Here is a 21357-nt window from a genome sequence, read left to right on the forward strand (position 1 = left end):
CGCTACGGTGCTCGTACCCGACGCCAACAGGGCCTACACTGGCTCGGTACTACGACCCAAGCAGGATGATCATCCGTGAAAGCTGCCGATCTGTTCGTTAAGTGTCTGGAAGAAGAGGGCGTGGAGTATGTCTTCGGTGTGCCGGGGGAGGAGAACCTTGACCTCATCGAGTCGATGCGCACCAGCAGCATCCAGCTGGTGGTCACACGCCACGAGCAGCACGCTGCGTTTATGGCGGCCACCTATGGCCGCCTGACGGGGCGGGCCGGCGTATGTCTGTCCACACTTGGCCCCGGGGCCACCAATTTGATGACCGGCGTTGCCTATGCCCAGCTGGGTGGCATGCCGCTATTGGCAATCACCGGCCAGAAAGCGCTGCGTGATAATCGACAGGGCAAGTTTCAGCTCATCGACATCGTCGATACGTTTCGGCCGGTGACGAAGTGGAACATGTCGTTGGCCGACAGCGGCGTCATTCCCCGCAGTATCCGCCACGCGTTCAAGACCGCGGAGGCCGAGCGGCCCGGGGCCGTCCATATCGAGTTGCCGGAGGATATCGCCGGCGAGACGATCGAGCCGAGTGTGCCACAGCGTCGGCTTACGCTGCGCCGGCCCAACGCCGATGAGCGGGCGCTGGATCGCGCGGCCGAGATGATTCGCAACGCACGCCAGCCCGTGATCGTCTACTCGGCCGGGGCCAATCGAAAACGGGTCACCACTCAGCTCTCCGCGCTGTGTGAAGCTACCGGGCTATATGCCATCGGCACCCAGATGGGCAAGGGCGTGATCGCCGACGATCACCCGCAGAGCCTATTCGCCATGGGCATCCACAAGCACGACTATGTGCACACGGCGATCGACGAGGCCGATCTTGTGCTGACCGTGGGCTATGACGTGGTCGAGTATCCGCCGTCGGTCTGGAACGGCGAGAAGGACAAAGACATCGTGCATATCGATTTCGTGCCGGCCGATCCGGACGAATACTACAGCCCGGCGCACGAGGTCATCGGCGATATCTCCAATACGCTCAAGGCCTTGTCGCAGCGGTTGCACGATGTGCGTTTCGACGACCCGCGGATGACACGGCTCCACGACTATGTGGCGGAAAAACTCCATGTGTCGGAGTCCGAATACAGTTTTCCGCCCAAGCCGCAACGAATCGTCGAACAGGTGCGCGGCGTGATGGGGCGCGAAGACATCATCAGCCTGGATAACGGCATCTATAAGATATGGTTTGCCCGTATGTATCCGGCCTATGCCAACAACACGGTATTGCTGGATAACGCCCTGGCCAGCATGGGCGCCGGCCTGGCTGCGGCCATGGCCGCCAAGATGGTGCACCCACAGCAGCGCGTCATGGCCATCTGTGGCGACGGTGGTTTCATGATGAACAGCCAGGACATGGAAACCGCGGTACGGCTGGGCCTCGATCTCGTGATTCTGCTGATCCGCGACGACGGGTATGGCTTCATTCGCTGGAAACAGGCCGGTGATGACTTCCCGGATTTCGGCATGGATTTCGGCAATCCGGATTTCGTGGCCTATGCCGAGGCCTACGGGGCCAAGGGCTTGCGCCACACCGCGGATAACAACCTGTCCGAGGTGCTCGAACAGGCCTATCAGCTGGGCGGCGTGGTGCTGGTGGATTGCGTGATCGACTACAGCGCCAATACAGAGCTGGACGTCGAACACCATGTGCCGGCCGATGTATTGAACGGCTAGGGCGTGTCGTCATAAGATATCGCGTCGCATTGCTCGCGCCGGGCGTGTCAGGCAAGGCGCGGGCCGCCGAGCGTGGCCGGTCACGGTCAAGGTCCGTAACGCGGCATGGCGCGTTCGGCGCGAGCAACCCCGTAGGGGCCGGTGGCCAAGCCGCGGCACTACGGCGCCATAGTCGATTTTTGGGGGCTCGCTTACGTGGAATGACCACGCTGCACGCGCGATGCCTTGTCTTGCCGTGGCTTGGCCGGCGGTGCGCCGCCTTATCTTATGACGACACGCCCTAGCGCGAACCCACGGCGAGCCTGCGCGCTGGGCTTGATGCACTCAATGCCGTATCATGCGCGCTCGAAGCCGCCGTGGTGGAATGGGTAGACACGCTAGGTTTAGGTCCTAGTGGCCGCGAGGCCGTGGGGGTTCAAGTCCCTCCGGCGGCACCAGATCTCGAAAAAGCCCCTGTTTTTACAGGGGCTTTTTTGTGGGCGCGGCCCAGTCAGCCAGCCGGCGGAGCAGTGCGGCGTCGAGCAGCGCATAGCGAAACGCCGGCCGGCCGGCCGCGCCGTAAGAAAAGGTTTCGCCAAGCGCCTGCTTGTCGACGAGGTAGCGCAGATATTTGCGGGCCGACACGCGTGAAATATCGGCATGATCGGCAACAACTTCGGTCGATAACGCGTGATCGGCGCTCGATGCGGCGGCGTGAACCGCTTCGATCACGCTCGCCAGCGTTGTTTGGGTCAAGCCCTTGGGCAGACGCTCAATTGAGCGGGCCGCCGGATGCGGCGTACGAAACAAGGCATCGAGCGTGTCTTGATCCACGGAGCGATCGGCCCGGGCCAACGTGCGACGACGGCGCTGGCAGGCCGTGATCGCCTCGATGAAGCGCTCGATCGAAAACGGCTTGACCAGGTAATCTCGGACACCGAGTTGATGCGCGCGGCGCACCATATCGGCTTCATTGGCGGCTGTGAGGAGTATCACGTCGGTATCGGGGCGATGGATCTGCAGCCACTCGGCTAGATCGAGGCCATGGCGGCGCCCGAGATAGATATCCAGCAGCACCAGATCAACGCGCTCGCGTTCGAGCACGGCACGCGCGCTGACGACATCACGACATTGGCCGATCAGGGTGCAATCCGCCATCCGGGCGAGGTAACCCGCATTCAAGCGCGCGACCATCGGATCATCTTCGACGATGAGTACGTTCATGCCTGTGCCTCGAACACCATGCTGGCCTCGACAAGTGTGCCGGCGCCCGGCGTTGAATAGATACGCAGTGGCTGGCCCATATCCGCCAGTCGGCGGGCCACCAGCGACAGCCCGAGTCCGCGCTGGCCGCCCTTGGTGGTAAATCCCTGGATCGTGGCCCGCTCGGTTTGCGCCGGAGTCATGCCGCAGCCGTTGTCGCTGACGGACAGGCTGAGAATATCCCCTTCCCAGGCCAGTGCCACGACCACGCCGGGCTCGCGTGCCGGCGCCATGCCGGCCAGGGCGTCGAGCGCGTTATCGATAAGATTACCCAGAACGCCCACGGCGGCCTGAACATCGGCAGTATTCGCGGCGACCGGGATGACCGGCTCGATCTCGAGACTGAGTGTGGTATTGGTTTCGCGTGCCTCTGCCTGCTTGGCGATCAAGAAACCGCCCAGCACCGGATCCGCGATATGTGTAGCCAGCTCACTCCCCGATAAGACAGGTGAGTCGATCAAGTCCGCCAAAAAGCGTTTTATAGCCGGCGTATCGCCCAGCTCGGCCAGGCCCAGCACCACATGCCACTGGTTCTTTGTCTCATGCTGGCTGGCGCGCAATGCATCGGCATAGCGGCGTACGCCCGTCAGCTCTTCGCCCAGGCGCTGAAGCTCTTGCGTATCGCGAAATGAAATCACCGCGCCGAGCGGTCCCTGCGCACCTTCTACGGTACGCAGGCTGCCCCGGAAATAACGCCCGGCGATACACAGCGGTCGATCAATACGTTCGTCAGTATCCGCGTTATCGCTGCCGATCATCGGGTTATCCAGCCGATCGCCAACGCCCGGCCTGGCCGTGTTATCACTTCTGAGCAGCCGCCTGGCCGCGGGATTGATCAAGCGCACCCGACGATCCATGCCCACCAGAATCAAGCCTTCGTGGATGCTGTCCAGCACCGCCTGATGCTCGGCTGACAGTCTCGCGATGTCGATGGGTTCCATGGCGTGAAGCTGGCGCTTGATACGACGCGCCAGCAAAAACGCGCCGAGCGCGCCAACAAGACCGATCAGTGCCAGGCCGGCCAACAATGTCATGCGCGAGGCGGCATAAACCGGGGTCAAGGCGGCCAGGCGCACGCCGACGGATACCGCGCCGATCACGTCATCACCCTGGTTTTTAACCGGCGCGAAGCCGCGAACACTGCGCCCCAGTGTGCCCATGGCAACCGAGGTATAGGTCTTGCCCGATAATGCGTCGCGCTCGTCGTCGCCGCGAAAATGATGGTTGATACGTGCGGCGGTCGGATGGGTCAGACGAATGGCGTGGCGGTCCATAACGACGATGAAATCCACGCCGCTGGCCCGGCGCAAGGCCTCGATACGGGTCTGTAGCGAAGAGTCGGGCGTGTAGGGCCTGGCCTGGGCGATCGTGCGCTTCACGCCGGGCCACTCGGCGACCGCCTGTGCCGTGTTCACCACTCGGCGGCCCTGGGCATGCTCGATGCCGTGCCATAGCTGGTGGCTGAATAATCCCCAGGCCATCATCAGCGTCGCAGCTACGAGCGCCGAGGCCCAGATCACGATCACCGAGGCCAGCGGCCAGGCACGCGACCGGTCATTCGTATTCAGCGAATTGTCGTACGACCAAGGTGTCATTTGCACCACGACTCAGACGAATTTCGATGCCGAAACCCGTTTTATTTAATTACAAAACCGCTCAGCGGCTGCGTGTTTCTGCATAAGCGGTTAAGTATGGTGGCTTGCAGCCGATCGTGCCGAGTGCGCCCCCAAGCCGGCGGCGCCCGAGCCCGCGCGATACGACAAGACGGAGAATGCCTGTCATGAGCGATACGTCCCAGTCCCGTGCGACCAATGATCCCGACACCGGGCTGTTATCGATGCGCCCGCATATATTCTTCATGCCGTGGCCGGTGTTCGGGATCGCGCTACTGGCACTGATCGTGGCTACCGCGACCGGCACGTTGCCCTCGGGCATGATCGGCGCGTTTCTGGTCATCATGCTTCTGGGCGAAGGGCTCGGTTTTGTCGGCGACCGTCTGCCGATAGTGCGTACCTACCTCGGCGGCGGGGCGATTCTGTCGATATTCGGGGCAGCGACCATCGTGTATTTCGGCTGGTTGCCGGGCCCGGTCATCGACAACGTCGAAACGTTCATGACCAGCGGCGGTTTTCTGAATTTTTATATCGCTGCGCTGATCACCGGGAGCATCCTGGGCATGCCGGCCGAGATCCTGGTGAAGGTCGGCAAACGTTTTGCGTTGCCCTTGATCAGCGCCGTCGTCATGGCCTGTCTTCTGGCCATGCTCGTGGGCGCGATGCTCGGGTTTTCGCCGGTTGAAGCCGTGACCGTGATCACCTTGCCGATCATGGGCGGCGGCATGGGCGCCGGCGCTGTGCCGATGAGCCAGATTTACGAGCAGATGCTCGGCAAACCCGCCAGCTATTATATTTCGATCCTTGTGCCAGCGCTGGCACTGGGCAATGTCTTCGCCATCATCATCGCCGGCCTGCTCAACGGCCTTGGTAAACGCGTGCCGTCGCTGACCGGCGACGGACAGATGATGCCCGGCGTGGAAATCGCCACCCGCGAGCAGACGCCCGCTTTCGATCAGCTGGGCGTCGGCCTGGTCGCCGCTCTGGTGTTCTATGTCGGCGGCCAGATGCTTGGCGGCGTGATTCCGCTGCATCCTTATGCCCTGATGATTCTGCTCGTGGCGGGCATCAAGATCGCCGGCATCATGCCGCAGCAGATCAGCGACGCGGCCGCCCAGTGGTTCGAGTTCGTGGCCAAGAACTGGACCATGGCATTGCTGTTCGGCATTGGCGTGGCTTATACCGATCTCGGCCAGGTCATCGATGCCGTGAGTTTCACCTATGTGATGATCGTATTCGCCGTGGTGGCCGGTGCCGGCCTGGGCGCGGGGCTGGTCGGAAAGCTGATGGGCTTTTACCCCATCGAGGCCGCGATTACCGCAGGCCTGTGCATGGCCAACATGGGCGGCACGGGCGACGTGGCCGTGCTGTCGGCCGCCAATCGCATGCAGCTGATGCCCTTTGCCCAGATCTCGTCGCGGCTTGGCGGCGCGCTGATTCTTCTGATTGCCGGGATCCTCGTGCCAATGCTCGGCGGCGGCTCGGTGAATTAACCGTCCGCCGATGCCCGTGACTGGATCATCGGTCATTAGAAGACCATCCTGTCCGCAAATGAACGCCAATAACCGGGAATAAAGAAGACGACATCCGCCGATTACACAGATGACGCAGATTGGCTTACGGGTGCGATAGCTCACGAGTCATCGTTGCTCGCCGGCCGATTTATTTAGCGGTTTTTAATCTGGGAAATCTGTGGATAACCGTCTGTATTCATTCGCGTTTATTCGCGTTCATTTGCGGACGATATAAAAAGAACTGATCTCGTGGCGCGAGTTGCTTTCTTTCAATCTGCGGATACCCGCTCGTAACCATTCACGCATTGCTACGCAATGTCGTAAAGGTTGCCGTGCCTGGTCGGGTTATGGGTTGCAAGCGACGTTTGGGAACCTTCCGGGATGCTCGATGATGTTCTGCGTAAGGTCAACATCGAGCTCGGGCCAGTAGAAATGGCCCGGAGATTGCTCCTCCACATTCACGATGGCACTGACCGGCTTCTCCTTGAACCAGGGGAAATCGTCGTATGGCATGAAAAATTCACGGTCGTGCGCCAGAAGCCATACGCCATGTGCAGAGATATTGGTCACCTCAACTGCCGAAGTGTTGTTTCCAAGCGCTGATAAGCTCATCGCGGTGATCCTCTACCAGTGATTCGATTTCTTTCAACTGCTGTCGGTTGTAACCATGATTTTGGGCAAGCTCGATATCTGGCTCCAGCCAGAATTTAGTCTCCCCATCACCTGAGACTATATGAACATGCATGCGAGATTCTTCTCGCGAAAAGAAAAAGAAGCGATACCCTTTCTCTCTGAATACGGTAGGGCTCATCCATATTCCTCGCGCATAACCAAATCCAAGCCTTTATAATCTACGAGGCTTGTCGGTGCCCGGCAGCACTTTCCAGCTGATACCCGATGCCGTGGACGGTACGAATCATCTTGCGTGCTGTCGGACGTTCGAGCAGTTGGCGTAGCCGGTGGATATGGCCGCGCAGTGCGGCATCGGATTCCGGCGGCTGGTCGTTCCAGATCTGTTTTTCGATCTGTGTGCGTGTCACGACACCGGGAAACGCGCGAACCAGAAGTTCGAGAATACGAAAGCTGATCGGGGCCAGCTCGACCGGGATCTGGCCGCAGTAGACGCTCTGTCGTTCCAGATCCAGATGCAGATCGCCGGCCGACAGTTGGGCCATCGGATCACCGCATTCCTGGACGAGCTTTTGCAAGGCCCCGAGAACGCCGTCCATATCAGATCGCTGTCGGTAGATGACCGTTTCCAACCCTTCGCCGTGCCAGCGCGACAACATATCGGGCGAGTTGGCCATGGCCAGCACGGGTGTGGCCCGTCGTGCGGCCTCGCGTAGTCGGTCGGTGAAACCGCCCGGATCGCCGCATCGCGGCAACGTAGCGTCCAGCACGATGGCATCGTAACGGTTCATCTCACAGAGGCGGATTGCCAGCGGGCCATCGTCGGCGAAATCCGGTTCTTCACCGGCTTGTTCCAGTGCATCGCCGATTTCAACGGCCAGGGTCGGGTCGTCTTCGATGATCAGTACATGCATGAGCGTGTCGGGTCCGTGGCGTCGGGCTATCTAACTCATTGGTTTCATTCATGAGACAGCACCTGACTTCAAAGGTTTAACCCAACCGGGAAAAAATTCGTCACCGCGGTTTGCGACATTCGTCGACGACAATTTATTCGGGCACAAAAAAAGACGGCCCGAAGGCCGTCTTTATCGTGTTGCCCTATGAGATGGCGCGATGATCAGGCGCTCATCAGATCCTCGATACGGATCGGCAGGTCACGAACCCGCTTGCCGGTGGCGTGATACACGGCGTTGGCCACTGCCGCAGCCATGCCGGTGATACCGATTTCGCCGATGCCACGGATCCCCAGATCGTTGAACTTGTAATCCGGATAATCCAGAAGCAGCACGTTGACGTCTTCGGGGTAGTCGGCGTGCGTGGGTACCAGGTACTCGGCATAGTTGTTGTTCACCGGCATGCCCGAGCGATGGTCGTACTCGGTCTGCTCAAACAACGCCATGCCGATACCCATGGCGATTGCGCCTTCGACCTGATTCGAGGCCGTCTTGGTGTTGACGATCTGTCCGCAGTCGATGGCGCTGACCACGCGGTTCACGCGCAGACGTGAAATGCCCGGATCCCAGCCGATCTCGACGAAGTGCGCGCCAAAGGAGCGGAAGGAGTACTCGTCGCCGGTCGCACCCGTTGTATAAGCCTCGCCGAAGGCTTCGGCGACCTTGCGCTTCTGCAGGATCTGCACGAAATCGACCGATTGACCGCCCTTGAGCGAAAGCTTGCCGTCGGCCAGCGACAGATCGTCTGTCTTGGCATCGGCGAACACCGCGTCTTCCTCGACCGCATAACCCTTGAGCTGGTCCGCGGCTTTCTTGGCAGCGGCGTGGATGGCCGGCAACGCCGAGGCAGAGGCCCAAGAACCACCCGATAACGGCCCGCTCGGGTAGGCGCTATCGCCCAGCTCGACGTGAATCTTGTCCAGCGGCAGGCCGAGCACGTCGGCGGCTGTCTGGGCCACGATCGTGTAGGTGCCGGTGCCGATGTCCTGGGTGGCACAGGAAACAAAGGCCGTGCCGTCGGCGCGCAGGGCAACACGTGCGTTGCAATCGCGCTTCAAGGCTTCCCAGTTACAGGCGGCCATGCCCCAGCCGAGAATTTCGGTGCCGTTCTTCATCGACCCGATTTCAGGGGTACGCTTGTCCCAGCCGAATTCTTTCGCGCCTTTTTCGTAGCACTCCATCAGGTGGATGCTGGAAAACGGCAGGCTCTTGGAGCCGTCGGTTTCGGTGTAATTGGCCTTGCGCAGGGCCAGCGGATCCATGCCGATCTTTTCGGCCAGCTCGTCTATGGCCGATTCCAGGGCGAACAGCCCAGGGGCCGCGCCCGGCGCGCGCATGGAGGTTGGCGTGCCCTGGTTGACCTGGGCCGTGGCGTGGGTGACCCGTACGTTGGAACAGTCGTAAAGGCTTTTGGTCACGCTGCCGCAGGTTTCAACGTAGTTGCCCACGAACGAGGTCGAGTTGACCGAGTCATGAACGATCGCCTGCAGCTTGCCGTTGGCATCGGCCCCGAGCTTGAGGTTCTGATGCGTGGCCGGGCGATGGCCGGTGGTGGTGAACATCTGCGCGCGCGGCACCACGAGCTGCACGGGCCGGCCCAGCTCGCGCGAGGCTGCCGTTGCGGCCACGGCGTGCGGCCAGATCCATAGCTTGCTGCCGAAGCCGGAGCCGATATACGGCGCCCGGGCATCAATGCGTGCCGGGTTGATACCGAACACCGCGGCGATCGTGTTCTTTGCGAAGACCACGCCCTGGCTGGCTTCATAGAACGTCAGATTGCCGTTGTTCCAATCGGCCGTCGTGGCGTGCATTTCCATCGGGTTGTGGGTTTCCACTGGGGTGGTGTAGGTCACATCCACCTGATGGGCCGCACTGGCAAAGGCCGAGTCGGCATCGCCACGGGTATGGCGGCTGCTCTTGGCCTGCTTGGGATCGCCGTTTTTCAAGGCGGCGGTCAGGCTGGTGACCGGCTTGGATTCTTGATAGGTCACATCGACGAAATGCGCCGCGTCGCGGGCGTTTTCGAAGGTGTCGGCCACCACGAGGGCCACGAACTGGCCGCCGTAATAGACGTTGTTGTCCTCGAAGGGCAGGCGCGCCTCATCGACCTTGTTCTGCTGGGCGAAGTTCGACGGGCTGCGGTGCAGCTTCGGGAAGTTGTCGTGATGGAAAATTTCGATCACGCCGGGCTGTTTCTTGGCCTTTTCGACGTCGATCGATGCAATCTTGCCCGAGGCGATGTTCGAGAACACGCCGTAGGCATAAGTCAGATTGGCCGGATAATGGTCGGCGGCATAACGCGCACGGCCCGATAGCTTGTCCGGACCGTCGATACGCGGCTTGGCCGCGCCGATGATGTCATTGCTCATGAAGCTCGCTCCGAATTAAGCCGTAACGGTTTGCAGGCTGCGTACGACGGCCTGCTTGCCAAGCGGCACCTTGAACGCGTTGTCGTCGGTGGGCTTGGCGTTGGCGAAGAGGATATCGGCTGCCTTGGCGAAGTTTTCTTCGGTGGCCGGCTTGCCGGTCAGCGATTTTTCCGCCTCGGCGGCACGCCACGGCTTGGTGCCGACACCGCCCATGGCGATACGCGCATCACGCACGACGTCGCCGTCCATGGCCACGATCACGGCCGAGGACGCCAGGGCGAACTGATAGGAGGCACGATCGCGCAGTTTCAGATAGTGCGACTTGCCGCCCTTGATCGGTGCGTTGAGCGTGACGTGGGTGATCATCTCGTCGGCTTCCAGCGCGTGCTCAAGATGCGGCGTATCACCCGGCAGCAGATGGAAATCGAGAAAATCGATATCACGTTTGCCGTTCGGGCCTTCCACGTTGACCACGCCGCCGATGGCGGCCATGGCCACGCACATATCCGAGGGGTGGGCCACAACACAGTGCTCGGAGGTGCCCAGTACGGCGAATACGCTGCGTGCGTGACCGCCAATCGCTGAACACCCGGAACCCGGCTCGCGCTTGTTGCAGGGGGCTGCCGTATCACGGAAATAAGCACAACGCGCCCGTTGCATCACATTGCCACCGGTCGTGGCTTTGTTGCGGATCGAGGTCGAGGCACCGGAAAGCAGCGCGTCGGAGAGCACGGTGTAGTGCTCTTTCACGATCGGGTGATAGGCCAGATCCGTATTGGTCACGTTGGTGCCGATGCGCAGGCGCCCGTCGTCGAGCTGCTCGACGGTGTCGTAGCCGGTCTTGCGTACGTCGACCACATGGCCGGGGCGCATGACTTCGAGCTTGGCCAGGTCGAGCAGCGTGGTGCCGCCCGAAATATAGGCCGAATCGGCGCCCTTGGCGTGTGAGGCCACGGCCGCACCCACGCTGTCGGCTTGCATGTAAGAGAAATCGCGCATGGATTAAGCCTCCGAAACCTTGCCGCGTGCGTCCTGGATCGCCGCCACGATGTTCTTGTAGGCGCCACAGCGGCACAGGTTGCCGCTCATGGCCTGGCGCAGCTCGTCGCCGGAATTGCCGATGCGATCGTCCTTGAGGATATAGCTGGCCGCCATCATCTGGCCGGGCGTGCAGTAACCACACTGGTAGCCGTCGTTTTCCAGAAACGCCTGCTGCAACGGGCCCAGATCTTTTTCACTGTCCAGGCCTTCCACGGTGGTGATCTCGTCACCTTCGTGCATCACCGCAAGGCTCAAACAGGAGTTGATGACCTCGCCGTTGACGTGCACGTTGCAAGCGCCGCACTGGCCGTGATCACAGCCTTTCTTGGTGCCCGGCATGTCCAGGCGATGACGAATGACGTCCAGCAGCACGGCGTTGGGCGTGACGTCGACCTGTTTCATCTCGCCGTTGATCTTGAACGACACCCGCTGCATGCCCTCGGCGGGCGCATCGGTATCGGCTTCCTTGACCTTGTCGCCGGCTGCAAAGGCTGCACCGCCAAAGCCCGTGGATGCGGCACCGGCGGCCAGACCCGACAAGCCGATATTGCGCATGAAGCGCCGGCGTGAGGGCGAATGCTCGCTGGCATTCGACCGGGGTGTATCGGCCCCGGTGTCACGATCGAAATCTTGATCGTCTTTCATCGATTACGTCTCCATGACGCGGTGATCACACCGCTTTGAAGTCAAGCAGTCGGATTACTGTAAGGCTACGCTTATCGTCGGCGCGATTCGCGTCAATAAACGCGGCGCGGTTCGTTATGTAGTTATGTTAACAACGGCCGGGCGAGACTTGTATTGCACACAATTGGCTCAGGCGCGGTTCCTTCGATATCAGATGAGACTGCGTATCATCTGGCGTGTATCGACGTCGAGGATCGCGCGCGTGGGCACCTCGATGACACAGGTGGTTTCGCGACAGGCCTTTGCCGTGCGCGCCAGCCGGCCCGGCTTGGCGTGGGCTGCGATCGCGCTGCGCCGCAGGCGCACCGGGTGCCCGGGGCGGTGCCCGGCGCCAACGCGCGCAACGGGCCAGCCGGCACGCACGGCACGCGCCAGCACGCGGTCTTGACGAGCAACGATATTCGGCATGTCGGCGAGATACACCGTGACCACGCTATCCAGGCGCGGGGCGGCGTCGAGTGCTGTATCCAGGGAGGCCGCCATGCCGGCGCGTGGATGACGGTTGCGCGCAATCTTGAGGCGCGGGTGGGTAAGCACCCCGTGACGTGCCAGGGCGGCCGCGATGCGGTGGGCCTCGTGCCCGAGCACGAGCGTGACCGGTCCACGCGTGGCAGCCAGTACCCGCGAGACGCTGACCACGATCAACGGCCGCCCGGCCACCGGGGCGAGTAGTTTGTTGGCCAGGCCGAAGCGCCTGGATCGTCCGGCGGCCACGATCAGGGCATTCACGCCGGATGAGCGCGCGGCCGGGCCGCGATGATGGCGGCCGTGATCGAGAGCGCGATTTCTCGTGGGTTGATCGCGCCGATATCCAGGCCTGCGGGCATATCGATACGTGCCAGATCGGTCTCGTCATAGCCCTGCGCGGCCAGCCGCTGGCGGCGTTCGTCGGCCTTGCGGCGGCTGCCGAGCACGCCCAGCCGGAAGGCCGATGAGGCCAGGCCGTGTTTGAGCACGGCTTCATCGTCATCGATATCGTGGGTGAGGCTGTAGAGCGCGCTGGTCGCGTCGAGCGCCAGGTCCGCCAGTGCAGCCGACAGGATTCGTGTGTCGTAGAAAGCCAGGCGCAGCCCCGGCGGCGGCGCACTCGGCCCATACGGTCGAATCAGGCCGACTTCCATACCCAGCTGGTGGGCCGCCTGGGCCACGGCCAGCGTTACCGGGTCGCTGCCGACCAGCACCACGCGGACCGGCGGGGCATAGTGCTGGCGAAATACGTTCGTTGGTGGCGGGGTGGTTGTCGCTGCTGGCAGGCACGCCGCGCCGGTCTCACGGTCGATATCGACCCACAAATCACGCCGGGCGTGACGGGCGGCTTGGCGTTCGGCGACGTGGGCGGCCAGGTCATCGATTCGGCGCACGAGGATGCCGATCCGGCCGCCACAGGTCAGCTGTACGTCGAGCACCGGGCTGCCCGCGCCATAATCCAGCAGCCGCGGCGTGCCGCTCGTGATGACATCCGCGGCCTCGGCGGCGACTGCACCCTCGACACAGCCGCCCGAGACATAGCCGGCCACGCGCCCATCCGGGGTAATGGCCATTTCGCTGCCCAGCGGGCGGGGCGATGAGCCCACGATGTCCACGAGCGTGGCCAGGGCAATACGGCCATAGTCGGTCTGCCACTCGGTCAATGTCGGCAACAGATCATCGAGTAGGCCATAGACTGGCCAGGCCGGCCAGTCGACGCGCGTGGGGGCGTTCAGATCACTCATAAACCCTCGGCGGTGCGGGCATCGGCCAGGCGTTGACACACGTCCGGCCAGTCATGCCAGTGATGCAAGACGGCTTCGGGGGCGAACTCGGAAACATCGGCGTGGGCATAGCCAAACGATACCAGCACGACCGGCAGCCCGGCCGCGCGGGCGACATCGCGATCCACGGCCATATCACCGATATAGAGCGTGGTATTCCGATCGGCGTCCAATGCCGACAGGCAGGCCAGGAGCGGGGCCGGATCGGGTTTGAGCGCGTAGGTGCCGGCGCCGATGAGCACATCGATCTGTGCGGCCAGGCCCAATTCAGCAAGTACGCGCTCGGCCACCGGCTGTGGCTTGTTCGTACAGATGCCCAGGCGATGGCCGCGGGCCCGTGCCTGCGCGAGCATTTCGCGCGCGCCGGGGTAGCACTGCGTATGCGAGGCGGGTGCGGCATGATAATGCGCGTTGAAATCATCGACGTAACCGGCCAGGGCTGCCGAATCCGCCACGATATCGCGGGCAGCCAGCACGCGTTCGATCAGGCGGGCGGCTCCGTCGCCGATATAGTCACGGATCTCGGCGCTGTCGATAGCGATATCGTGATCGGCCAGCGCGCGCTGGACAGCTGCGGCGATATCCGGCGCGCTGTCGACCAGGGTGCCGTCCAGATCGAAGATCAAGGCCGTGGGCCAGTGGCCGCGGGCGGTTTTCACGGTTGTCATTCGTTTGTCGCAGCTTGCGAACCAGGCCGATAGTGTAAGACGCATCGAGGCCGAATCGGTAAGCGTAGAATCACGCCCATCGTTTCTTGCCAAGGTGCGCGCTCTTGTCGGAATCCGCGTCCGATTATTCTTACGGCTCATTGCGTCGACAGTTGTTTCATCAGACCTGGCCCATGGCGATCGGCGTTCTGTCGTTGCTCGGGTTTCAACTGGTGGACGCGGCTTTCGTATCGCACCTGGGCACGCAGCCATTGGCGGCCCAGTCGTTCACGTTTCCGGTCACGTTCTTGATGATCGGCATTCAGGTGGGTCTGGGCATCGCGATCGCCGCCCTCATCTCCCGGGCGATCGGCGCCGGTGAGATCGAGCGCTCGCGGCGATTGGGCTCGTTGGTGCTGTTCGGCGGCACCGCGGCGCTCGGTGTGCTGGCCGTCATCCTCTGGTTTGCGCGAGGGCTGTTGTTCTCCCAGCTCGGCGCCAACGCGGAAACGCTGGATCTGATCAGCCCGTACTGGGCTGTCCAGTTGCCGGCCAATTGGCTGGGCGCGATGCTGTATTTCGGCTACACCCTGTTTCGTGCCCACAACAACACCAAGGTGCCGGGCACGCTCATGGTGCTCACGAGCCTGCTGAACCTGGCGCTGGATCCCGTGTTCATCTTCGGTTTCGGCCCGGTGCCGTCGTTCGGGCTACAAGGGGCAGCGATCGCCACCGTGATCGCGTTTTTCATCGGCTTGGTGATTCTGTGCCTGCGCCTGTCCCGCGAGAACTGGCTCTCACTCACTGAGCTCGGCCCGGAAATCCAGCGCTCGACCGGGCCATTTGCCACCATCGCCGGCCCGGCGATGATCAGCCAGCTCATGCCGCCGCTGGCGGCGATGGCCGCGACCGGGCTCATCGCCTCGCTGGGCGATCAGGCCGTGGCGGCCTGGGGCCTGCAGAGCCGGCTCGAAACCATGTCGTTGATGGTCGTGCTGGGGCTGACCATGTCGTTGCCGCCCTGGCTGGGGCATTGCTACGGCGCGGGCAACTGGCAACGGATTCGCGCACTGACCTATATCGCGTTTCAGGCCGCGCTGGTCTGGCAGTTGGCGTTTGGCATCGTCATGGCGCTTGCCGCACCATGGGTTGCCCAGGGCCTGGCAGGGGCGGCGGCGGTACAGGACGGGCTGGTCTCGTTGATCCGGTTCATGTTGCCGAGCTATGCGCTGCTGGGCATCTGCATGCTGGTGGTTTCGGCCTCCAACGCGTTGAACTGGCCGTTTCGGGCGATGCTGATCTCGTTTGCGCGGCTGTTCGTGTGTTACTTGCCCTGTGTTGCGCTTGGCGTGTGGTACGGCACGATGACCTCGATCGCGATCGGCGCGCTGGCCGGTAATATTCTGGCGGGCCTGATGGCCTGGATCACCTTTCGTGTGAGCCTGGCGCGGATCGATGAGGCCGCGGCCGCGGCATGAGCGACGGTATCGACGAGCCCGCGCCGTCGCCCTTGCCGCGGCGTCACGCCACGCGTCTGCGCCATTACTGGCGCAGCCAGGGCTGGGCGCACCACGACAATATCGATATCGACCTGTTGCGCTGGGGGCTGATCGTCGAGCGTATCGGGCGCGATACGGCCAGCGTTTTCGAGCTGAGCGGGGCCGGGCGCGACGCGCTGGCCCAGGGGCTGGTGGCCAATCGCGCGGCACGCCAGGCCCACGCCGCGGCCGTGCATGCCGCGGCCCGCCACCTGGCCGCGGCCGGGCGCCTGGTGTTCACTGAGCTGTCGATCCGCACGGTTCACGAGGGCAGGTGGCGCAGCTGCAAGCCGGATGTGTTCTCGCTCGTGCGCGGTCTGCGGGCCGATCATCTGGCCCCCCAGGTTCACGAGATCAAGGTCAGCCGGGCCGATCTGCTGGGCGAGCTGCGTAACGCCAAGATCGAGCGTTATCGCGAACTGGCGGCCAGTATCTATTTCGTGCTGGCCGACGGGGTGGCCAGCGTGTCGGAAATCCCGGCCGATTACGGCGTCATGTTCTATGACCCGGCGCAGGGCCTGCGTATCGCCCGTATCGCGCCCATGGGCGAGTACACCCTGGAAACCCGGCACTGGATGGCATTGGCCAAGGCCCGTCCGTTCGCCGCGGAACACGAATCTGGCCAGCTGGCGTTCTGACTGGCTTACCATGCGTGCTGACTCGTGTTTTTCGGGAGAGCGTTGCATGTCCGGGTATCGATCGATGCAGTGGCCGCTTTTAATGGCGTTATCGCTTGTCTTGCTGCTGGCCGGCTGTGGTATCAACCAGATTCCACAGAAAGAGCAGGCGGTGAACGCCACCTGGGCTCAGGTCCAGAATGAATATCAGCGCCGGGCTGATCTCGTGCCCAACCTGGTGGCTACGGTCAAAGGCTATGCCAAGCAGGAGCAGGAGACGCTGACCTCGGTGACCGAAGCTCGGGCCAAGGCAACATCGATCAACGTCGATGCCTCCACGCTCGACGATCCGAAGAAGATGCAGGATTACATCGCCGCGCAGGACCGGCTTGGCGGTGCCCTGTCGCGTTTGCTGGCGGTTTCCGAGCGTTATCCGCAGCTCAAATCCAATCAGAATTTCCTGACGCTGCAATCACAGCTGGAAGGTACAGAAAACCGGATCGCCGTGGCCCGGCGGGATTATATCCAGGCCGTGCAGGCCTATAACACCGAATTGGCGACGTTCCCGGGCCGGTTCTGGCACTGGATCATGTATAGCGACAAGGAACCCCACGCGAACTTCCGGGCCACCACGCCGAACGCCGAACAAGCCCCCACGGTCCAGTTCTGATGACGCCTCTGCGCAACGTTGTCGCCCTGCTGTTGCTGCTGCTGGCCGCCGCCGGCGCCCAGGCCGCGCCCGAGTTCCCCGAGCTGACCGGGCGTGTGGTCGATCAGGCCGATATGCTGTCCGAGACGAACGAGCGCCAGCTCACGCGGTTGTCGGCCGGCCTGGAAAAAGCCACCAGCGACCAGCTCGTGGTTGTCACCCTGGCCGATATCGGCGATACGCCGATCGAGACCTATGGCTATCAGCTGGGCCGGGCCTGGGGCATCGGCCAGAAAGGCGCGCCCAGCGATCAGACCAAGGACAACGGCGTATTGCTGATCATCGCGCAAGCGCAGCGCGCCATTCGTATCGAGGTGGGGTATGGCCTGGAGGGCACGCTGACCGATGCCCGCGCGGCGGCCATCATCCGGCGCATCATCGAGCCGGCCTTCAAGCAGGGCGATTTCGATCAGGGCGTGCTCGCCGGAGCGGCCGCCATCGTCAAGACGCTGGGTGTGGATCCGGGTGAGGCCGCCGGGCAAGCCCTGACACAGGCCGATGAGCGCGGGCGCGACGATCCGTCGATGATGCATACGCTGATGTTCGTGGGCCTGATGGTGGCGATTATCGCGCTGTTCGGCGGCGGCGGGGGTGGCGGTTTCGGCCGGCGTGGTCGGCGCGGGCGCGGCATGCCCTGGTTCATCCCTATGGGGGGTGGCTTTGGCGGCGGCACCGGCGGTGGTTTCGGTGGCGGTGGTGGATTCTCCGGCGGTGGCGGCGGCTTCGGCGGCGGCGGGGCGTCCGGTGGCTGGTGAGACTTTTAAGACAAGGACACAAGCGATGACTCTGTTCGACAAGACCGCACGCGAGCGCATCGCGGCCACCGTGACCGAAATCGAGCGCCACACCGATGCCGAGGTGGTCACCGTGGTGGCCGCCAGTGCCGACGATTATCGCTGGATCGGGCTGTTCTGGGCCGCGCTTGTCGCGCTGATCGGCCCGGGCATCGTGGCTTTTTTCATCGGCGGGCTGGACGGACGCACGTTGCTGCTCACCCAGTGGCTGGTTTTCGTGATCGCCGGGCTGGTCTTTCGCAACCCTCGGGTCGCGCCGCGCCTGGTGCCCAAACGCCTGCGCCACGAGCGCGCAGCATTACTGGCCCGGGAACAGTTTCTGGCCCAGAACCTGCACCGTACCGACGATGCCACGGGCATGCTGATCTTCGTGGCCGAGGCCGAGCACTACGTCGAGATCCTGGTCGATCACGGTATCGCCGAGCGTATCGACGACACGGTGTTCGCCGAACTGATCGCGACGTTCACGCAGCGCGTGGCCAGGAACGAGACCGCCGAGGGCTTCATCGAATGTATCCAGGCCTGTGGCACGCATCTGGCCCGGGCCGTGCCGGCAACACATGAGCGCAACGAGCTGTCGGATCGCCTGGTCGTGCTCGACTAATTCACGAGATGGACCGCCGGGGGCCGTGCGCATAGAATCCCCGGTTTTTCCACGGGCCTGCAGGGGGCAAGGATGGAATCAAAAAGTCCGCTGATCGGTGTGATCATGGGCAGTTCCTCGGACTGGGACACCATGCGCGCGGCGCGCGAAATCCTCGAGCGCTTCGATATCGAGCACGAGTGCGAGATCGTCTCCGCACATCGCACGCCCGACAAGATGCGCGACTACGCGCTCAGCGCCGAGTCGCGCGGCCTGGAGGCCATCATCGCCGGTGCTGGCGGGGCAGCCCACCTGCCGGGCATGGTGGCCGCGCAGACGCTCGTCCCGGTATTGGGTGTGCCGGTGAAAAGCCGGGCCCTCAGCGGGCTGGATTCGCTGCTGTCGATCGTGCAGATGCCGGGCGGCGTGCCCACGGCCACGTTTGCTATCGGTGAGTCCGGTGCGCGTAACGCGGCCCTGTTTGCGATCGCCCAGCTAGCGACCACTCGGCCCGAATTGCGCCAGCGTCTGCAGGCGTTTCGCGACGAACAAGCGGCCAAGGTCGAGGGCCAGACGCTGTCATGAACGAACAAGACGACGGACGTATTCTGGCCCCCGGCGCCACCATCGGCGTGTTGGGCAGCGGCCAGCTCGGGCGCATGCTGGGTCTGTCCGCACGGCGCATGGGCTATCGCGTGGCGACTTTTTCGCCGGGCCGGGAAACCCCGATGGGCCAGATCGCGGACCACGAAACGGTTACCGACTATCTCGATCTCGACGCCGTGGCGCGCTTCGCGCAGCAGGTCGACGTGGTGACCTTCGAGTTCGAGAACGTGCCGTTCGAGGCCGCCGAAACTGCCGCGCGGTACGTGCCGGTACGCCCTAGAGGCCAGGTGCTGCATATCGCCCAGCACCGGCGACGCGAGAAGGATTTCCTGCACGCGGCGGGTTTCCCCACCGCGCCTTTCGAGCACGTGCCCGACTACGCCAGCCTGGCCCCGGCCATTGAGCGCCTGGGCACGCCTTGCGTGCTCAAGACGGCCGGCTTTGGCTATGACGGCAAGGGCCAGATGGTCATCCACGCGCCCGATCAGGCCCAGGCCGCCTGGCAGGCGATCGGCGAGGGCGAGGCCGTGCTCGAAGGCTTTTTCGATTTCGCCTGCGAGGTATCGGTGGTCGCGGCTCGCGGCGTGGACGGTGCCTTCACGCACTATGGTGTAACCGAAAACCGGCACGCCGATCATATTCTGGATGTTTCGATTGCCGACGGCATCACCGACCCGGCGATTCGGGACGCCGCCATCGAGATCGCGGCCGGCGTGTTGGAAGCGCTCGATGTGGTGGGCGTGCTGTGCGTGGAATTCTTCGTGGGCCACAACGGCGAGCTGGTGGTCAACGAACTGGCCCCGCGGCCCCACAATTCCGGGCATTTTTCCTTCGACGCCTGCGTGACCGGTCAGTTCGAACAACAGCTTCGCACCGTATGCGGCCTGCCCCTGGGCTCGACGCGGCGCCTGGCCCCCTCGGCCATGGTCAATCTGTTGGGCGATCTCTGGGCCAACGGCGAGCCCGACTGGGCCAGCGTTCTGGCTGATCCGGATCTCAAACTGCATCTTTACGGCAAGACCAGCCCGCGGCCCGGCCGCAAGATGGGACACATGACGGTCTTCGGTAAAGACAGCGAGGATGCCGCGCAACGCGCGATTGCCGCACGCCAGCGTCTGGCCGGGGGCTAGACACCGCGCGTTCATGAAAGCGTGTTAGGTTCGGGTTACTACAAATCACACGAGATAAGTCAAATCATGCGTAACCTGATTTTGCACAAGAACATTGCAGTCGCCTGCGGTATCGCGCTGACCACGGCCGCGACGGCCATGCCCGCGTTTGCGGCCGACAACGACACGCAGCATCTGCGCGGCGAAATCACGTCGGTGTCCAAGAACAGCTTCAAGTTGCAGGCCAAGGATGGCACCACGCACAAGATCAAGCTGTCCGGCGATACCGGTATTGCCACGGCCATGCCCGGTGATCTGAACAATATCGAGAAGGGCACCTTCATCGGCACGGCCAACGTCGAGCAAGACGGTGGCAACACCGCGCTTGAGATGGTCATCTTCCCGCCGTCGATGAAAGGCATGGGCCTGGGTGATTACGGCTGGGATCTCTCGCCCTCGATGGTGAACAAGGACGCCAAGACCGCCAAGGACTCGGACAAGCAGTCCGGCGGCTCGATGACGGCCGGTTCCAGCATGACCAACGGCACTGTCACCGCCAAGTCGGAAGGTTCGATGAGCGCCGGCTCGAGCATGACCAACGGCACCGTGACGTCCAAGAGCAGTGGCTCGGATAGCAGCGGTTCCATGACGGCCGGTTCGAGCATGACCAACGGTACGGTCACGCAGTCGTCCAACGATAGCGAAAAGATGACGCTGACCGTCGATTACGGCGAGGGCAGCAAGACCATCGTCGTGCCCAAGGACGTGCCCACGGTCAAGGTGGCACCGGGCAAGGTCTCCGACCTGAAGACCGGCGAACACGCCTTTGCGATCGTCTCCAGCAACGGCAAGAAAGGCTATACCGCCAAAAAGGTCATCGTGGGCCAGAACGGCACCGTTCCCCCGATGTGAAACCGCTGCGAATCAGCTGATTCGTTAAGCTAAAAAAGACGACGCCCCGGCGTCGTCTTTTTTATGTCCGCGAGAAAAATCAGCGGGCGCGATAAGAAAACAGAAGACAATCCGCAGATGGGCGCAGATCACGCCGATGTGGACTTGGCGTTTCGTTGGGATCATGGCCGAGTGGACGATAAGGGGCCATCGACGCGCCATAAAATGAATACAGAGCAATGCGTGGAAGTAAAATGCTGTATTCAGCGAACGGCTGAACGCGCACTCAGCCGCTACGCGCGGCGGACCACAAATCCCATATCTGCGTCCGTCTGCGGATAAAT

General features: G+C 62.8%; 21 protein-coding genes and 1 tRNA gene. 11 read left to right on the forward strand and 11 right to left on the reverse strand.

The window, feature by feature from the left end; translation table 11 throughout:
- The first annotated feature begins 75 nt into the window (after positions 1 to 75).
- Positions 76 to 1722, forward strand: coding sequence for an acetolactate synthase large subunit (locus tag SAJA_RS10810; RefSeq protein ID WP_123658683.1), 1647 nt, complete (start codon positions 76 to 78; stop codon positions 1720 to 1722).
- A 350-nt stretch (positions 1723 to 2072) separates the two neighbouring features.
- Positions 2073 to 2159, forward strand: a tRNA-Leu gene (locus SAJA_RS10815).
- Positions 2160 to 2181: 22 nt separating this feature from the next.
- Here the strand turns inward: SAJA_RS10815 and SAJA_RS10820 are convergent.
- A complete protein-coding gene (locus SAJA_RS10820) occupies positions 2182 to 2925 on the reverse strand; it encodes a response regulator (protein WP_123658684.1) in 744 nt (247 codons plus the stop codon).
- Positions 2922 to 4559 carry an ATP-binding protein gene (locus tag SAJA_RS10825; protein ID WP_123658685.1) on the reverse strand — a complete coding sequence of 546 codons (1638 nt, stop codon included), beginning with the start codon at positions 4557 to 4559 and terminating at the stop codon, positions 2922 to 2924. Before SAJA_RS10825 ends, SAJA_RS10820 begins: the two co-directional genes overlap by 4 nt.
- 185 nt (positions 4560 to 4744) lie before the next feature.
- On the opposite strand from SAJA_RS10825, the gene SAJA_RS10830 reads away from it, so the two are divergent.
- Positions 4745 to 6070, forward strand: a complete 1326-nt coding sequence (locus SAJA_RS10830) for a 2-hydroxycarboxylate transporter family protein (RefSeq protein WP_123658686.1) — start codon at positions 4745 to 4747, stop codon at positions 6068 to 6070.
- A 366-nt stretch (positions 6071 to 6436) separates the two neighbouring features.
- Here the strand turns inward: SAJA_RS10830 and SAJA_RS10835 are convergent, their stop codons facing one another.
- The 9 genes from SAJA_RS10835 to gph all read right to left on the reverse strand — a co-directional run bounded on the left by SAJA_RS10835 (position 6437) and on the right by gph (position 14178).
- Positions 6437 to 6703: a DUF2442 domain-containing protein gene (locus SAJA_RS10835; RefSeq protein WP_123658687.1), complete on the reverse strand. Its 267-nt coding sequence runs from the start codon at positions 6701 to 6703 to the stop codon at positions 6437 to 6439.
- Positions 6663 to 6902 carry a DUF4160 domain-containing protein gene (locus tag SAJA_RS10840; protein WP_123658688.1) on the reverse strand — a complete coding sequence of 80 codons (240 nt, stop codon included), beginning with the start codon at positions 6900 to 6902 and terminating at the stop codon, positions 6663 to 6665. The genes SAJA_RS10835 and SAJA_RS10840 overlap by 41 nt, the downstream gene beginning before the upstream one ends.
- Before the next feature lie 40 nt (positions 6903 to 6942).
- Positions 6943 to 7635, reverse strand: a complete 693-nt coding sequence (locus tag SAJA_RS10845; protein ID WP_123658689.1) for a response regulator transcription factor — start codon at positions 7633 to 7635, stop codon at positions 6943 to 6945.
- A 203-nt stretch (positions 7636 to 7838) separates the two neighbouring features.
- The gene (locus SAJA_RS10850; RefSeq protein ID WP_123658690.1) at positions 7839 to 10043 is read right to left on the reverse strand and encodes a xanthine dehydrogenase family protein molybdopterin-binding subunit; all 2205 of its coding nucleotides are present in this window, start codon (positions 10041 to 10043) and stop codon (positions 7839 to 7841) included.
- Between the two features lie 15 nt (positions 10044 to 10058).
- Positions 10059 to 11042, reverse strand: coding sequence for an FAD binding domain-containing protein (locus SAJA_RS10855; RefSeq protein WP_123658691.1), 984 nt, complete (start codon positions 11040 to 11042; stop codon positions 10059 to 10061).
- Between the two features lie 3 nt (positions 11043 to 11045).
- Complete coding sequence (locus SAJA_RS10860; RefSeq protein WP_123658692.1) at positions 11046 to 11729, reverse strand: (2Fe-2S)-binding protein; 684 nt, start codon at positions 11727 to 11729, stop codon at positions 11046 to 11048.
- A 189-nt stretch (positions 11730 to 11918) separates the two neighbouring features.
- A complete protein-coding gene (locus tag SAJA_RS10865; protein WP_123658693.1) occupies positions 11919 to 12497 on the reverse strand; it encodes a nucleotidyltransferase family protein in 579 nt (192 codons plus the stop codon).
- Complete coding sequence (locus SAJA_RS10870) at positions 12494 to 13480, reverse strand: XdhC family protein (protein WP_123658694.1); 987 nt, start codon at positions 13478 to 13480, stop codon at positions 12494 to 12496. The genes SAJA_RS10865 and SAJA_RS10870 overlap by 4 nt, the downstream gene beginning before the upstream one ends.
- Positions 13477 to 14178 carry a phosphoglycolate phosphatase gene (gph, locus tag SAJA_RS10875; protein ID WP_184999854.1) on the reverse strand — a complete coding sequence of 234 codons (702 nt, stop codon included), beginning with the start codon at positions 14176 to 14178 and terminating at the stop codon, positions 13477 to 13479. Before gph ends, SAJA_RS10870 begins: the two co-directional genes overlap by 4 nt.
- A gap of 182 nt (positions 14179 to 14360) precedes the next feature.
- On the opposite strand from gph, the gene SAJA_RS10880 reads away from it, so the two are divergent.
- From SAJA_RS10880 to SAJA_RS10915, 8 genes are all read left to right on the forward strand, one after another.
- Positions 14361 to 15644, forward strand: coding sequence for an MATE family efflux transporter (locus SAJA_RS10880; protein ID WP_123658696.1), 1284 nt, complete (start codon positions 14361 to 14363; stop codon positions 15642 to 15644).
- Entirely contained in the window at positions 15641 to 16342 is a 702-nt protein-coding gene (locus tag SAJA_RS10885) for a hypothetical protein (protein WP_123658697.1), read from the forward strand. Before SAJA_RS10880 ends, SAJA_RS10885 begins: the two co-directional genes overlap by 4 nt.
- A 46-nt stretch (positions 16343 to 16388) precedes the next feature.
- Positions 16389 to 16991, forward strand: a complete 603-nt coding sequence (locus SAJA_RS10890; protein ID WP_123658698.1) for a LemA family protein — start codon at positions 16389 to 16391, stop codon at positions 16989 to 16991.
- Positions 16991 to 17785 carry a TPM domain-containing protein gene (locus SAJA_RS10895; protein ID WP_148070965.1) on the forward strand — a complete coding sequence of 265 codons (795 nt, stop codon included), beginning with the start codon at positions 16991 to 16993 and terminating at the stop codon, positions 17783 to 17785. The genes SAJA_RS10890 and SAJA_RS10895 overlap by 1 nt, the downstream gene beginning before the upstream one ends.
- A 25-nt stretch (positions 17786 to 17810) precedes the next feature.
- The gene (locus tag SAJA_RS10900) at positions 17811 to 18428 is read left to right on the forward strand and encodes a TPM domain-containing protein (RefSeq protein WP_123658699.1); all 618 of its coding nucleotides are present in this window, start codon (positions 17811 to 17813) and stop codon (positions 18426 to 18428) included.
- Between the two features lie 72 nt (positions 18429 to 18500).
- On the forward strand, positions 18501 to 18992 hold the full coding sequence (purE, locus tag SAJA_RS10905; protein WP_123658700.1) for a 5-(carboxyamino)imidazole ribonucleotide mutase: 492 nt from the start codon (positions 18501 to 18503) through the stop codon (positions 18990 to 18992).
- Positions 18989 to 20143: a 5-(carboxyamino)imidazole ribonucleotide synthase gene (locus SAJA_RS10910; RefSeq protein WP_123658701.1), complete on the forward strand. Its 1155-nt coding sequence runs from the start codon at positions 18989 to 18991 to the stop codon at positions 20141 to 20143. The genes purE and SAJA_RS10910 overlap by 4 nt, the downstream gene beginning before the upstream one ends.
- A gap of 66 nt (positions 20144 to 20209) precedes the next feature.
- Positions 20210 to 21034 carry a hypothetical protein gene (locus SAJA_RS10915; protein ID WP_123658702.1) on the forward strand — a complete coding sequence of 275 codons (825 nt, stop codon included), beginning with the start codon at positions 20210 to 20212 and terminating at the stop codon, positions 21032 to 21034.
- Positions 21035 to 21357: the final 323 nt, after the last annotated feature.

The organism is Salinisphaera japonica YTM-1, assembly GCF_003788585.1.
Lineage (GTDB): Bacteria > Pseudomonadota > Gammaproteobacteria > Nevskiales > Salinisphaeraceae > Salinisphaera > Salinisphaera japonica.

Bases quoted from the DNA above. Each gene is read 5' to 3' on its own strand.
- SAJA_RS10820 (WP_123658684.1), bottom strand. From the start codon at position 2,925: ATGAACGTACTCATCGTCGAAGATGATCCGATGGTCGCGCGCTTGAAT.
- SAJA_RS10825 (WP_123658685.1), bottom strand. From the start codon at position 4,559: ATGACACCTTGGTCGTACGACAATTCGCTGAATACGAATGACCGGTCG.
- SAJA_RS10830 (WP_123658686.1), top strand. From the start codon at position 4,745: ATGAGCGATACGTCCCAGTCCCGTGCGACCAATGATCCCGACACCGGG.
- SAJA_RS10835 (WP_123658687.1), bottom strand. From the start codon at position 6,703: ATGAGCTTATCAGCGCTTGGAAACAACACTTCGGCAGTTGAGGTGACC.
- SAJA_RS10840 (WP_123658688.1), bottom strand. From the start codon at position 6,902: ATGAGCCCTACCGTATTCAGAGAGAAAGGGTATCGCTTCTTTTTCTTT.
- SAJA_RS10845 (WP_123658689.1), bottom strand. From the start codon at position 7,635: ATGCATGTACTGATCATCGAAGACGACCCGACCCTGGCCGTTGAAATC.
- SAJA_RS10850 (WP_123658690.1), bottom strand. From the start codon at position 10,043: ATGAGCAATGACATCATCGGCGCGGCCAAGCCGCGTATCGACGGTCCG.
- SAJA_RS10855 (WP_123658691.1), bottom strand. From the start codon at position 11,042: ATGCGCGATTTCTCTTACATGCAAGCCGACAGCGTGGGTGCGGCCGTG.
- SAJA_RS10860 (WP_123658692.1), bottom strand. From the start codon at position 11,729: ATGAAAGACGATCAAGATTTCGATCGTGACACCGGGGCCGATACACCC.
- SAJA_RS10870 (WP_123658694.1), bottom strand. From the start codon at position 13,480: ATGAGTGATCTGAACGCCCCCACGCGCGTCGACTGGCCGGCCTGGCCA.
- SAJA_RS10880 (WP_123658696.1), top strand. From the start codon at position 14,361: ATGGCGATCGGCGTTCTGTCGTTGCTCGGGTTTCAACTGGTGGACGCG.
- SAJA_RS10885 (WP_123658697.1), top strand. From the start codon at position 15,641: ATGAGCGACGGTATCGACGAGCCCGCGCCGTCGCCCTTGCCGCGGCGT.
- SAJA_RS10890 (WP_123658698.1), top strand. From the start codon at position 16,389: ATGTCCGGGTATCGATCGATGCAGTGGCCGCTTTTAATGGCGTTATCG.
- SAJA_RS10895 (WP_148070965.1), top strand. From the start codon at position 16,991: ATGACGCCTCTGCGCAACGTTGTCGCCCTGCTGTTGCTGCTGCTGGCC.
- SAJA_RS10900 (WP_123658699.1), top strand. From the start codon at position 17,811: ATGACTCTGTTCGACAAGACCGCACGCGAGCGCATCGCGGCCACCGTG.
- purE (WP_123658700.1), top strand. From the start codon at position 18,501: ATGGAATCAAAAAGTCCGCTGATCGGTGTGATCATGGGCAGTTCCTCG.
- SAJA_RS10910 (WP_123658701.1), top strand. From the start codon at position 18,989: ATGAACGAACAAGACGACGGACGTATTCTGGCCCCCGGCGCCACCATC.
- SAJA_RS10915 (WP_123658702.1), top strand. From the start codon at position 20,210: ATGCGTAACCTGATTTTGCACAAGAACATTGCAGTCGCCTGCGGTATC.